Origin of the sequence: Corynebacterium sp. 74A (assembly GCF_008930665.1) — a bacterium.
GTDB classification, from domain to species: domain Bacteria; phylum Actinomycetota; class Actinomycetes; order Mycobacteriales; family Mycobacteriaceae; genus Corynebacterium; species Corynebacterium megadyptis.
Window position 1 is genome coordinate 63,279 of the sequence record NZ_PQMG01000004.1, and the last position, 12,103, is coordinate 75,381.

General features: G+C 56.9%; 13 protein-coding genes. All 13 read right to left on the bottom strand.

Annotated elements, in window-relative coordinates:
* Window positions 1–188: 188 nt before the first annotated feature.
* The 13 genes from GBB11_RS07245 to GBB11_RS07305 all read right to left on the bottom strand — a co-directional run bounded on the left by GBB11_RS07245 (window position 189) and on the right by GBB11_RS07305 (window position 12,101).
* Window positions 189–1,196, bottom strand: a complete 1,008-nt coding sequence (locus GBB11_RS07245; RefSeq protein WP_151550189.1) for a permease — start codon at window positions 1,194–1,196, stop codon at window positions 189–191.
* Complete coding sequence (locus tag GBB11_RS07250) at window positions 1,193–1,741, bottom strand: hypothetical protein (protein ID WP_151550188.1); 549 nt, start codon at window positions 1,739–1,741, stop codon at window positions 1,193–1,195. Before GBB11_RS07250 ends, GBB11_RS07245 begins: the two co-directional genes overlap by 4 nt.
* Before the next feature lie 18 nt (window positions 1,742–1,759).
* Window positions 1,760–3,394, bottom strand: coding sequence for a peptidoglycan DD-metalloendopeptidase family protein (locus GBB11_RS07255; RefSeq protein WP_151550187.1), 1,635 nt, complete (start codon window positions 3,392–3,394; stop codon window positions 1,760–1,762).
* Window positions 3,394–3,666, bottom strand: coding sequence for a transposase (locus tag GBB11_RS11045; protein WP_151550186.1), 273 nt, complete (start codon window positions 3,664–3,666; stop codon window positions 3,394–3,396). Before GBB11_RS11045 ends, GBB11_RS07255 begins: the two co-directional genes overlap by 1 nt.
* On the bottom strand, window positions 3,663–5,366 hold the full coding sequence (locus GBB11_RS07265) for an ATP/GTP-binding protein (RefSeq protein ID WP_225979283.1): 1,704 nt from the start codon (window positions 5,364–5,366) through the stop codon (window positions 3,663–3,665). The genes GBB11_RS11045 and GBB11_RS07265 overlap by 4 nt, the downstream gene beginning before the upstream one ends.
* Window positions 5,367–6,233, bottom strand: a complete 867-nt coding sequence (locus tag GBB11_RS07270; RefSeq protein ID WP_151550185.1) for a hypothetical protein — start codon at window positions 6,231–6,233, stop codon at window positions 5,367–5,369. It lies immediately after the preceding gene.
* Between the two features lie 29 nt (window positions 6,234–6,262).
* On the bottom strand, window positions 6,263–7,735 hold the full coding sequence (locus GBB11_RS07275) for an SCO6880 family protein (RefSeq protein ID WP_151550184.1): 1,473 nt from the start codon (window positions 7,733–7,735) through the stop codon (window positions 6,263–6,265).
* 3 nt (window positions 7,736–7,738) lie between these two features.
* Window positions 7,739–9,424: a hypothetical protein gene (locus GBB11_RS07280; RefSeq protein WP_151550183.1), complete on the bottom strand. Its 1,686-nt coding sequence runs from the start codon at window positions 9,422–9,424 to the stop codon at window positions 7,739–7,741.
* Complete coding sequence (locus GBB11_RS07285; RefSeq protein WP_151550182.1) at window positions 9,403–10,179, bottom strand: hypothetical protein; 777 nt, start codon at window positions 10,177–10,179, stop codon at window positions 9,403–9,405. The genes GBB11_RS07280 and GBB11_RS07285 overlap by 22 nt, the downstream gene beginning before the upstream one ends.
* Window positions 10,172–10,795 carry a hypothetical protein gene (locus GBB11_RS07290; RefSeq protein WP_151550181.1) on the bottom strand — a complete coding sequence of 208 codons (624 nt, stop codon included), beginning with the start codon at window positions 10,793–10,795 and terminating at the stop codon, window positions 10,172–10,174. Before GBB11_RS07290 ends, GBB11_RS07285 begins: the two co-directional genes overlap by 8 nt.
* Before the next feature lie 87 nt (window positions 10,796–10,882).
* Entirely contained in the window at window positions 10,883–11,068 is a 186-nt protein-coding gene (locus GBB11_RS07295) for a hypothetical protein (protein WP_225979280.1), read from the bottom strand.
* A gap of 83 nt (window positions 11,069–11,151) precedes the next feature.
* Complete coding sequence (locus GBB11_RS07300) at window positions 11,152–11,451, bottom strand: TrbC/VirB2 family protein (protein WP_151550180.1); 300 nt, start codon at window positions 11,449–11,451, stop codon at window positions 11,152–11,154.
* 14 nt (window positions 11,452–11,465) lie between these two features.
* Window positions 11,466–12,101 (bottom strand): DUF6668 family protein, encoded by a 636-nt coding sequence (locus GBB11_RS07305; RefSeq protein ID WP_151550179.1) that lies wholly within the window; start codon window positions 12,099–12,101, stop codon window positions 11,466–11,468.
* Window positions 12,102–12,103 lie beyond the last annotated feature (2 nt).

Sequence of the window (12,103 nt, forward strand, 5' to 3'; positions counted from 1 at the left end):
CCGAGGACTCTCCACAGCCTCGCTACTCGAAGAGAGGGTGATTACAGCCAACACGAGGAATGCCAAGCCGACAAGGCCGACTAGCCATCCAGGCATAGCAACCCAGTTCCGGTAAACCCCTTGTAGTGCCACCCTCACTAGACCTAGTCCGAGAGCGAAGAGCAATACCGCAGTGCTCCAGTACCGCATCAGATCCACCCCATTAGGACGGACACTGCAGTACTAGTCAATATCGCTGAGATGATGCCCGCTGTCGCCACAACCTTCGTCGTCAGCGGGCCCATCATGCCCTCCATCATTGCGGCCAGCTTCAAATCAATGATCGGTCCAACCACGAGGAATACCAGCAAACTCACTGGGCTCAGGCCGACAAACGACGCGGCCACGAACGCATCCCCTAAAGAGCACAACGATGCGATGACCGCTATGACAATCATCAGGGCCATAGAAACCCACAAATTGCTGCTAATCGCCGCAAGAGCCTCAGCCGGGAGGAACGCTGACACCCCTGCCGCGATACCAGCACCCACGATGATGTAGGTGGTGGACGCGATCACGTCTGACTTTGCCGTGTCCAGCCACCTATGCGATGAGCAACAACCACAACCGTGAGATTCTGTCTCCTCGATTCGGTTCTGTATCTCATCGATAATCTGAGAGTTGTAGACAGAAACCACTAGCCCTACAAAGACAACTGCAAAGAGTGCGGCCAACCAGCGCGCTATCGCCATTTCCATCTGTCCAAAAGCGATGAACGTAGAGACCACGATCAACGGATTTAGCGAAGGCGCAGCAACCATGAATGTCAGGGCAGATCCTGGACGAACCCCTGAGGCAACCATTCGCCGAGCCACAGCCACCGAAGAGCACTCACAGGTGGGTACAAATACTCCCGCGAAAGCCCCTACTAGCACGCCTCCTAAACGCGATCTCGGGATTACTTTCGCCCATCGCGATGGATTCATCCACCGCGTGATGCTCGCAGAGACGAGCGCCCCCGCTATAACCAGCGGCAGCGCCTGAACACACATCGCCGCGAACGTGGTCATCGCCACGTGTAGTTGGGGTGAATGATCGAACACAATTTTCGATCCCGGTGCCACAACCTCTGGAGCTAGTACCGCAACTCCAATGGCGAGCAGTACCGCCGCAGAGGCTGATGGGGCAACACGCCCTTTAACGTATGTGGCCATCATTGCCTCGTACGAACGTACTCAAGATCCGCCAGCTTCCATATCCCAGCCTCACGTACCATCGTCGCCTCCACATCAGCTTTCGACAGAGGAGTCTTATCCCCGTCTGCATGCCAGACGAAGATTTCAAGTTCGAGCGGTACTACCGCTTCTGTCGCGTCTTCAGCGGGAGGCTGATAGTCGCTGTCAGCTTGGGCTACAGCATGGACTCGATCGTTGCTCCGAGCCCACACGTCCCATTGATCAGGCAGCGGAGCCGGTTGATCGGATTCAGCCAGCTTTTTGTACTTGCCAGACACCCTGTCAGCGACACGCTTAGTCGCATCCGCTGGTGAATCATCAACCGCAGGTTCATACGAATTCACAGCAGCCACAGTGCTCGCTGCCGCTACCGCCACATCTTGGGTAATCGGATCCGCCGCATCTACATCTGGATCCGAGGCATCGACGTTCCCGCGCGTACCAATCATTACTCCCAGCATGAGTACCGCTACCGCTACGACAGCGGCCACACACCACAACCAGTACCGGCCAATAAAGTCCTTCATCGTTAACATCTCCTTGCACTATTTTTTCGCGAATTTTTCCGCGTGTTCTGGGATCACTTTGACGTACTGCTGCGTTTCTGCAAACGGCGGTACGCCGCCGTAGGTAAGCACATTGCCCCCACCGGCGTTATAGGTTGCGAGAATCAGCTCAGTGTCATCGCCACTGACCTTGCCTTCTGCCTTCCATTGCTTCACCTGCTTAGCCGAGCCACACAGGTAGCGGCCTGCGGCCATTACGGCATCAGCGATATCGTTTGGACTACCTGAACCAGGTGGACCAACAACTTGGCCGGTCTCATCAACCTTTGCACCGCTACTCGCCCACGTGCCCGGCATGAACTGCGCAGGGCCAGTAGCTCCAGCAGAGCTCACAGCAGTGGTGGAAAACTGCGACTCCTGATAGATCAGTCCCGCTACCAGCGGTGCGGATATTTCCTCACAGAGACCACCCGCCAGTTCAATCCACTTCACAAACTCCGCTGGAATCTCACCAGCATCAAGACCTGCATCCACACCAACAATCGGGTCGCACCCATCACCCAAGGTTCCAGAAGGATCTCCAGGCACAGCCGACCCACCCTCTGGAGCTGGGCCGTACTTCTGTCCAGGTTGCGGGAACCCGTGGCCTACCGTCGTCACGTGAATGTGGTCATAGTGATTCGCTGTTGAAGAGCCTCGATCCTCCATCACATTCGACTCACCCTGAGCTGGGATATAGGTCTGACGCCAAATGAAATACTCCACCTGGAAGTAGTCACGATTACCCCAGAGGTAGGCGAGAATGTCATCACCTAGTTGCTTGCCTTCAGCGGTATCCCAGTTCGGGATCATAATGTCCGCAGCACGACCCGACGGATGGTCGGGATATGGATCATAGGGGCGCCAACCGCCAATCGTTTGGATCTGGGGAAAGCGCTGAGCTACAGCTCTAGCAACGCGAATAGTATCGATCTGTAGGTGTTCCTTTGCCAGCAGAACATCTGTATCCGGCATCTCTCCACCGGGGCTACTGTTGGACGGACGCGACGTCTCTTGCTCATCGCTAGTATCGGACTTCGATTCAGAGCTACTATCGCCAGATCCTGGCTCCACTGCCTTTTCTAGCCACGGCACCGGATCGATATCCTGACCGGCATCACGCCCGCCGTCCCATACCTCAAAGTGCACGTGAGAGCCCCCAGGCCCAGGCGGGAAAACCTCACCGTTATATCCCTCGTCAGCGATGTGGTACCCAGCTTTGACTTCCTGCCCCGCCTTGACACGGATACTATCCGGAAACATATGGCCATACACCGTCGAATACAGCTTCCCATCAATCTGGTGATCGATCACAACCCACTGGCCAAACCCACCAGCAGCTCCTGCCTTAGAAACCACTCCATCGGCGAAGGCATAAATCGGGGTGCCAGCACCCTGTGCAATATCGACGCCCCTGTGAGTAGGACGATCTGCTGTCCTCCACCCCGAAGTAATGTGCTCCATCCCCTGTTTCTCCGGCAGAGCATAGGCTCCCTCAGGAACAAGACCCGACTCCGATGCCGCGTCACTACTACCCGGTAGGCATCTCTGCTCATCATCACCGCCGTGCAACACAGTCACGAACAAAACAATGAACAAAACCAAGGCGAGAATCCCTGCGAGCAGATTACGCATCACTCCACCCGCTCGCAGCAAGCACGAAGACGCCTAATCTCCTCACGCAGCTGCGCATTCTCAGCTTCCAGCTTCAGTACCCGTGCCGCTCTTGTAACTGGCCATTGTCCCGCATCCGCAACCCAGGAATACACCGTCGTCTTCGACACACCATGAGTCTTGCCTATCGACGCAGCTGCAGCAGATGGCGATCCATAGCTTTTCCAAGTGGTGACGAACTCGTCCACGACCTGAGTCCGCACCGTCGGAGGAAACGACCACCCTTTGCTCATGCCAGATCACCCGCTTGGAAGAAGTCCTCGAAACGAACATTGGTGTCATGCAGGCGTAGTTCTCTCTCTGCTGGAAACAGAATTGTCTGCACAGGGATCCCCGGAGAACCATCTTTGGACGGTTTAATCATGAATCGCCCACGCCCCGGCGGGGTCGCTCGTGAACCCTTCGTACGCGAACGCTTCGGGGGTGCGCCCTTAGACCACGACGTAATCATCTGCGCCTCGGCAGGAGAAAACTCCAAACGCGTAGAGAGAATATCCAGCTCAGAGTTCGGAAGCCCTCCACAAATGACCATCCCAGCACGTTCAATGAAGCCCATTGCGGTCTTACGGTCCTCCTCGGTCGGCAAAGCTTCGAGATCTTTGAAGGTGTGAGTAATCATGTTCAGTACCGTGGCATCCGTGCGGTTCAAGCGAGTCAGCCCATCGACCTGCCCCACCATCCCGGGCGCCGATGAGAGCACCTGCCACATCTCATCCAAGGTGGCAGAGAAGTACTTCTGAACTCCTAGACCCGCGTCTGCGAGCATGTGGGACGCCTCGATCGCACCGAATGCCGCGGACCAGCACGCCATCATCACCGCCGCTTTCATAGCCGCGTCTCCCCGATCAATGGCGGAGACATCGATACATACTGCCGCCGAGTCCACATCGATCGGATTCGTCGTTTGGCCTGAGAAAATCTGGCCTGTTGCGCCATCGAGAAGAGAATTCAAAGACAAGATGAGCGAGTCAATCCTCTTATCCCACTCTTCACGGGTGCGAGCACGCCCCTTCTTCATCAACGTCTCTGATCCCGCTTCAAGATGCGCAATCAAGTCTTTCAACTCCGGTGGATTAGCCCAATCAATCTCTGCTTTCTGATAGATCTCGCGCAGCGCTACCGATATCAACATCGATTCGAAGTCCGCAATCTTCTCTCCACGCCCTAATCCCACAAGGGTGGCAACCATCGTCACTTGTCGACCGTGAACCTGCTCTTTGGCTCGATCAATTAGTTCTTCTTGGCCACGTTGTTCCAGATCAGCCCTAGCCTCCTCCAGCTTGGGAATCACACGCCCCAAAGCCCCCACATCTAGCGGGTTAAGATGCCCCAAGCCGTGACCAATCGTGATGACCTGGCCACCAACCTGATGGACGAAACCGACGTACTCGCCCTTAATATCGCCAGCAATGATCGGTATATGGCCTTGGGCTACATCTCCCATCAACATCTTGCGAATCAGCGTCGACTTCCCAAGCCCCGGCAAAGACAAAACAAAGCAGCTCGGGTTAGCAATAATCCCCTCGCGGAACCAGCCCAAGGGATCACAAGCCACCTCCGCTTGAGTGGTGACGTGTCTACCCAGTGGAGTGCCAATCACCGGCGCAGGCGCCCCCACCACGTTCGGGTTAAACCCAGCCCCCAAATTCGTAGTCGTTTGCCACTCCTGCGGACCAGACACCACTCGAGCAGCACCGCCGCCCACACCGCTAAACCCCGTCGACCGCGGAGAAGCATAGGCCTCTTCAAATCGGACCGGAACAGCACCCCTTGATGCTTTGCGTACCTTTTCAAGCTGCTGCTGCTGCCTGCGCTGCTTTTTCATCCAGCGACGATACTCAATACCACGCTTGGACCACCCAGGGGGAGCACTCATATCTCCCTTCACAACAGACTCGTGAAAGTGCTGCCAGTCAATGTCACTCATCGTCATCTACGACGCCACCTTCATCTCCGATAGATGCTGCCAGCCCAGCACCCCGCCACCACACATCGTCGCGACAGCCAGCCCGTGCCGCCCTGTAAGAGCGTGGACCCGCAGCTGCACACGAGGATCAAGTGTCTGTACCACCACCCCAGCAAGCTCTTTCACAGCAGCTGGTTCATCAGCCCCAGCAATCGTCCACACCCCTGTTCTTCGGCCATCTCCCGAATCATCAGCACTTGGCCTGAAATGCCGCGCCAGCATTACCCGAGGACCCACCTCGATCGCGCAGGTCGCCTCTACTACCTGCTCCTCCACACCTGCAATATCAAGATCCAGCCCCAAACCGACGTGAGTAATACCATCAATCGTCGCGAACTGAGCATCCTCTTCTACCTCCTCCGCCACTGGGGGCCATTGAGGATCGTGGCTTGGCGACCACGACTGCGCACCAAGCTCTTCGACACAGCGACCATCCATTGGTACGGCATCCATTCCAGCATCTGCAGCCGCGTTGAAAAGCTGCGTCGATCGCCGAGCGAGCTCAGTCACGAACTCCTCATCGTCTTTTCGCTGAGTCTTTGAACGAGCACGAAAAGTCGCCCACATTCTCCCCGCTTGCCGTACCGACCCGCCCCCGACAACGAATGTTGTTGCCACCAACCCATCGATGTCACCGAGCCGATGCTCAACCTCAGCGATGAGCTCACTAGGCACCATGTGCTGGTCGATAACCAGCCCCATTGATGCTTGCGCCATGCGCCTATCAATTACAGCTGCGAACGGAAACCCTGCCGCATCGATACTCTCTACGATGCGTGTGTTCCTCAAAGCCGCTGGGCTTTTCGACGCTACTGCTGTCTTCTTCTTAAACATGTTCCTACACTCCGCCCTGTATCCGTCGTCTATGCCGATGCCATTTGCGAGGTTGTTTCCTTGCCCCACGGAACTTGTCCCGCTCCACACGAAACTGCGAAACCGGTGTCCTGCTGCCGGTCCATTGATGCAAGACGAATCGATGCGCCAGCTCCAAGCTGCTCAACGTCGTGCCTAATCCGGGCGAGCACGTGCTCATCCTTCGTTGTCGCGGTGACAAACAGTGAGTAGCGGCCAAGCTGCGCACCGCGAGCCTGCGCTCGCCGTGCCGCTTCAGTGTGCTCAAGACGCATCTCGGCCTTCGCCGATGTGATCTTCTTTGACGAGTTCGCCGCCACCATCGCGTCACGGTGCTCCTGCTCCACTCTCGACGCTCCAGCCCCCGCCTCAAAAGGCCGATAGACCAAGCACACACGTTTACGTTCGACACGGGGATGCGGAGCAATCAACCCAGTCAACAATTGATCCTCGAAAGTCGACCGAGGAGCTTCCCTCATCTCCCACGTCACCGAATGCCAGCCGTCATGCAAATAGGCATTCCTAGAGGTGAACGCTGCAGCGGGCCCCGCATCATCCCACTCCATGCCATGCGGTTCGCCAGCGACACGCAAAGACTCGAAAGGATATTCAGAATCAGGATTGTAAAATCCGTGAATCCGTGACACTAGCGTGTCCTCATCCATCGGTTCAGCAATAACTCCAGCCCAGCCGAGCGAGGTGTACCAGCCCGGCAACCGCGTCGACAGCTGAGAGATGAACGAGCCATCCGCTACGACCTCACTATCAAACTTCACCGTGATAGCGATATGAGCCTCTACCTCAGGAACCTGGACACCAAGGTATTCCGCTGCTTCAGCCATAACTCTTCGAGCAATAGGGGCAGCCGAATCCACGACGATTGAGTTGACCTCTTTCTCCACGAGTTGGCCCGATCCGGGTCGAGTACTCACCACCACGGCAGCCGAGACAATATCTCCCGACAAGCTCAACATCGCCAACCAACGCGACCACTCCGCTGTCATCGCATTACGCTCGGTTTGAGTCATCGCAGTCTGTCCGGTCAACTGACAATCAAGAAACACCGTCGCTTCACGGCGGGGACGATCCAGCACAGCCACAAACTCACGGCCATCGGCATCAACACCATGCATGCTTTCAGTACGAGCTAAAAGCCCAGGTAGTCGATACCTTCCCCCAGGAACGCGCGACAAACCACCCGCGAAATACGATGCCTCCTTGCGCCGCTTACGCCTAGCATCCGCAACCAGGATCTGTGACATCTCCGCCACAGTGCGCGAGGACCAACGCACCGATATCAATACAGCCACAACGCCAGTCACCGGCAACACAACAGTGAAGCCGATTTTGCCGAGCCCCATCAGCTGCAGCAGAAGAAAACCCAGAAAACCCGTGGCGACCACAATCGTCGCCTTCAACGAAAAGCCACCAAGACCCGTGCGCTGGGGTGGCTGCCCCAAGGAATACTGAATTGGCTCATCCATAACCTAGTGCCTCACTCCCTGATAACCGCCGACCCCCACCGAGTCGTCCAACACCCTCTGCGCATGAGAAGCCCCGGCCGTGGACGACCGTGCCACAGACGCAGCACCACGAAGCCCCTGGCCAGCCCCTGAAAGACCCGCAGCACCAACTCGCTCTGCAACCGAAATACCACGCCCAACGCCTCGCCCAGCTCCCGTAGCCGCCTGCCTTGACACACCCAATGCGCCAGCCATGCCAGACGATCGAGGTTGCTGAGTAGGACGGCCCCCACCGCCTCGAGCACCAGCGGAAACAGCACCACCGCCTGTAGCCCCAGACGCCCCTGCAGGCACAGAAGCAGAGGAGCCACCAGCCGAAGCCCCCGAAGAGCCCGCAGGCACAGAAGCAGACGCACTCGTACCCCCACTACCGGCACCACGAGACGTCGACGCCACCGGAGCACCCCCCACAACCGACTGAGAAGCCCCTCCCCCAGCCGCAGCAGGTGCTGCCTTCGCAGCCGAACCCGCTAACATCGCAGCACCACCACTAGCCATCATGGCCGTAGCCCCCAGTGCTCCCGACACACCAGCCCCAGCCGCAGACACCAACGGTGCAGCACCACCGCCACCCACCGACTGAGTCATCGGCGCGATAATGCGGACCAGAGCAGGAGCACAAAACCCAGCTAAAGCAATCATGAGCACGTTCACCGCGGCGGCGATGACATCGCCCTCCGACGGAGTGGCAGCATTCCACATCACCACCGCATACAACAAAGCAGCAATAGGCTTATAAACCACAGCAGCAATCATGTAGCTCATCAACGAGCTCAACATCCCACGCCCAGTCTCCGAGAAGCTGGCCGCCGCCGCCAGCGGCGTCAAACCCACAACAATCGGCAAAACAAGGGTGCGCACCACCAAAGCAATGATCTGCATGATCCCGCCCAAAAGCGAGACAATTGCCAACAGCATGATGATCACTGGCCCAGCCATAGACTCATCCAGCGAGGCCATATCCACGACCTGCCCCGGATCCTGCACACCGAAGCTATCCATAATCTCGTTCGCCAGAATGTCAGTAGCAATCAACGCGCCAGGCACTGCAGCGACCACACCAAAGCTGAACACGATGTACTTCACCACCACCCCAGCGGTTTCTTCCACACCATCCTGCAGACCCATACGACGCGATGCAGCGATACGGTAACCACCGATAACGAAGCTAGCGATCAACGCTAGACCCGCTAATCCCGCGACGATATTCTTCACACCCTGAATACTCGCGTCGATCGACCGTGTCTGCACCGTGGAAAAATCAAACCAGAACGTCATCACCATTTGCAGCGTCTGAGTATTGCCTTCCATCAAAGCCTTAACGAAATCCCCGATAGGATCACCCCAAAACTTCGAAGCGGCCGCCCCCGCAGCAGTAGCAGCAGCCGCACCAGGATGCTCAGACGAAGCCTTGTCCATACAAAACGCTTGTTTTACCGGTTTTGAAACATTCTCAGGAACCCCGCTTACGGCACGATTCAACCACCCTTTAGTGAAATCATGGTTCTCTAAACATTCTTCGTAAGCAGCCTCATAAGCGTTTTTGTCATCGAGATCCTGCCCGTACGCGGGCGATGCGAACAGACAGGACATCAACAGAACAAGCGCTATGACGATCCGTTTTTTCGCTAGTATCGCCATTTGTCCCAACCATCTATGTCACTGATTTGTTCACCAATATGTTCGAGCGAACTGGCTTGATACACCCAGTCACCATCGCGCCAGAGCATCGTGAAACGGTGGATATCCCACCTAGGCTCTTCGAGTTTTCCGTGCTCGTCACCAGCCATCTTGTGGGCCATCTCCACTACAGCGAAGTTATCCTTGCAGCTGAGTACCCGTACCGCTTCTGGTACCAAGGCGTCAAAGAACAAATCCCACCCCTCTGTAGAGGTATCGCGCACTTCCTCACCAAGGCCTTCCCATTCCGAACCACCACTGAAGTCCACGTGCTCAGCTGCGGCGGCACCCAGCTCATAGTCACCGAACATCAGCATCCGGTAGTTCCATCCAGCCAGAGCCGCGCCTGTCACATTGTTGGCATAGCCCACTGGGATTCCGTTTTCGATACGCGCTGGACCATTACCGTTTGACCACATGGCCTGGCCACCGTAGGAGGTTTGAATCATCACATCGGGCTGGATGGTGCAGCGGTCCTCGACTGGCTTCAACTCCCCCAGAGGCTGCCCAGTCTCGCCGTTAGTGATGACCTGTCGCCCCCAGATATCACTGGTGACTTCATCTTGCCGAGCAGCCTCAGTCTCACTGCTAGCCGTAGCAGTAGTTTCTTGCACCTGGTTACTGTCGTCCTTGCCGCCACGGGTGGTCGCCACCACGACTACGACAAGCACTACTACGAGCAGGGCAATACCCGAGACCACAGTGAACTGCGCTTTTTTACTCATCAGGAGAGAACCTCACAAAATCATCGAACTGCTCATCGGTGATTGCTTGTAGATCTGGTTCCTCCCCTTGAACGGGCAGAACAACACGCCAGTCCCCACTCGAACGGTCAAGTTGAACTGGATATCCCAAAAGGCCCTGCGAGGGATAGTCAGCGGCGAGAACCACCACGGCCTTTTCACCGGAAAACTCCGAGAAACGAAAACCCTTAAATACCGGCGGGTTATCCACCTGTCCGTCGATATCCATCAACGAGCGCGCCTGCACCCACTGATCACGCCCCTGACCGTCGGCAAGCATGTGCCTCGACACCTCTGGCCAAGTCTGTTCCCCTGCCGTAGCCATATAGGTCTGCGCATTAATCGCAGCCAGCACGGCCCCTTGAGGCGACTCATCCCATCCATGCGGCACTGGATCAACCTTCTCCGGACCCTGATCTGCCTCAGGGACCGCAATTCCTCTTGTAGCCTCGCTCGACCAGCGCGCCGACGCGGGGGCCACCTTCGTATCGAACTCCGAGGCAGCCACTCCCTCATCACTGCCTGCACACCCGCCGAGCAACAACGCCGTGGCAACTGCACACACAGCCCACTTCGCACCGGCTTTACCAATACCCATTTCCAATACTCCTATCTTTGTCATCGTTCAGTCTTAGGTTTTTATGTGTCCCAGCCCCCTACACAGCAGGGACTGGGACTTATGGGTCTACACAAACCACTTCGCGAGAGTGACCGCCGAGGTCATGACGAGCACTCCTAGAGCCAAGCGAAATGCACGAACACTCGGAGACGTCGCGCTCACTGGCTCACCGCGGTCACGGTCCATCGCCAGCATCGCGCCGAAAATGATCACCGCTGCCACAGAGCCAGCAAGCGTGACATACAGTGTCATCTCCAGCCAGCGCCATACCTCTTGCGTGATCTCTTGCGGAAGAGACCAAGGAGAAGACGGCGGCCGTGCCATGACGCGAGCACTCACAGAAACGCCGCAATGAGACCCGAGGCTCCACCGATCAAGGTCGCACCGATACCAATGCGCAGAGCCATTCCTGTTGCCTCCTCGCTCGTGCCCTCACGACGCGACAACGCCATCGATGCGCCCGCCACAATCACTCCGATGATCGCAACGCCGATTCCGATGTACTGCGCAAAATTCAAACCGCGATCGAATTTCGTTCCGAAATCCCCTGGAGCTTGAGGATTCAGATTCTCTCCCGGCATCTGAGCCAATACGACATTCGCCATGTCGTAAGCAGCTACTAAATGTTCAATCATGGTGACCACTTTCTCTAGCCCTGCTGGGCCATCTCGTACGCCTCCAACGCGGAGGCGAATAATTCTTCTGCCACCGTCACCACCGGCGGTGGCGGTGCTTGCGTCGCTGTCAACGACTTTTTCTTTCCCAGCTTGGTCCGAGAGCTCTCAGCAAGCTCCATACCAGGTCTCCACTCCGCAAGAGCCTCGGTCTCACTCAGCCGGAAATCCTCGATATACGGAACAGTCCACACACGAAAATGCTCCTCGATCACACGGATCTTGCGCTCCAGCTGCTTAGGCGTTTTACCGGGCGCATCCGCGACAACCACAATGCCGATAAGGAAAACATCACCAGCTTTGCCAGCCCGAGCTTGAAGAGCCGCCTGGTGTGCTCGCTCCAGTCCCTGCTGAGTCGATCGACACACCACAACGCAGTACGGGTTCTCTTCCCCAGCAGGCCACACTTTGCCTGCATCACCCATAGGAGCCATAGCGGCGGCAAGAGTAGATACCCCTGCCCCACCATGAGCGCCCACCAGCCACACCGCAGGAGCCGGTTCGCTACTTGCAACGTCATGCAAAGACTCCGCAGCGACCGGCAGCATTGCCCCGTCTCGCAAGTAGACCTTCCTGAAATCATCAGCTCCAGCGATAGCGACCGCTCCCATGC

Coding starts and splice junctions, on each gene's coding strand:
- GBB11_RS07270 (WP_151550185.1), bottom strand. CDS start 6,233: ATGTTTAAGAAGAAGACAGCAGTAGCGTCGAAAAGCCCAGCGGCTTTG.
- GBB11_RS07250 (WP_151550188.1), bottom strand. CDS start 1,741: ATGAAGGACTTTATTGGCCGGTACTGGTTGTGGTGTGTGGCCGCTGTC.
- GBB11_RS07285 (WP_151550182.1), bottom strand. CDS start 10,179: ATGAGTAAAAAAGCGCAGTTCACTGTGGTCTCGGGTATTGCCCTGCTC.
- GBB11_RS07255 (WP_151550187.1), bottom strand. CDS start 3,394: ATGCGTAATCTGCTCGCAGGGATTCTCGCCTTGGTTTTGTTCATTGTT.
- GBB11_RS11045 (WP_151550186.1), bottom strand. CDS start 3,666: ATGAGCAAAGGGTGGTCGTTTCCTCCGACGGTGCGGACTCAGGTCGTG.
- GBB11_RS07275 (WP_151550184.1), bottom strand. CDS start 7,735: ATGGATGAGCCAATTCAGTATTCCTTGGGGCAGCCACCCCAGCGCACG.
- GBB11_RS07290 (WP_151550181.1), bottom strand. CDS start 10,795: ATGGGTATTGGTAAAGCCGGTGCGAAGTGGGCTGTGTGTGCAGTTGCC.
- GBB11_RS07295 (WP_225979280.1), bottom strand. CDS start 11,068: ATGACACTGTATGTCACGCTTGCTGGCTCTGTGGCAGCGGTGATCATT.
- GBB11_RS07265 (WP_225979283.1), bottom strand. CDS start 5,366: ATGACGATGAGTGACATTGACTGGCAGCACTTTCACGAGTCTGTTGTG.
- GBB11_RS07305 (WP_151550179.1), bottom strand. CDS start 12,101: ATGGGAGCGGTCGCTATCGCTGGAGCTGATGATTTCAGGAAGGTCTAC.
- GBB11_RS07300 (WP_151550180.1), bottom strand. CDS start 11,451: ATGATTGAACATTTAGTAGCTGCTTACGACATGGCGAATGTCGTATTG.
- GBB11_RS07245 (WP_151550189.1), bottom strand. CDS start 1,196: ATGATGGCCACATACGTTAAAGGGCGTGTTGCCCCATCAGCCTCTGCG.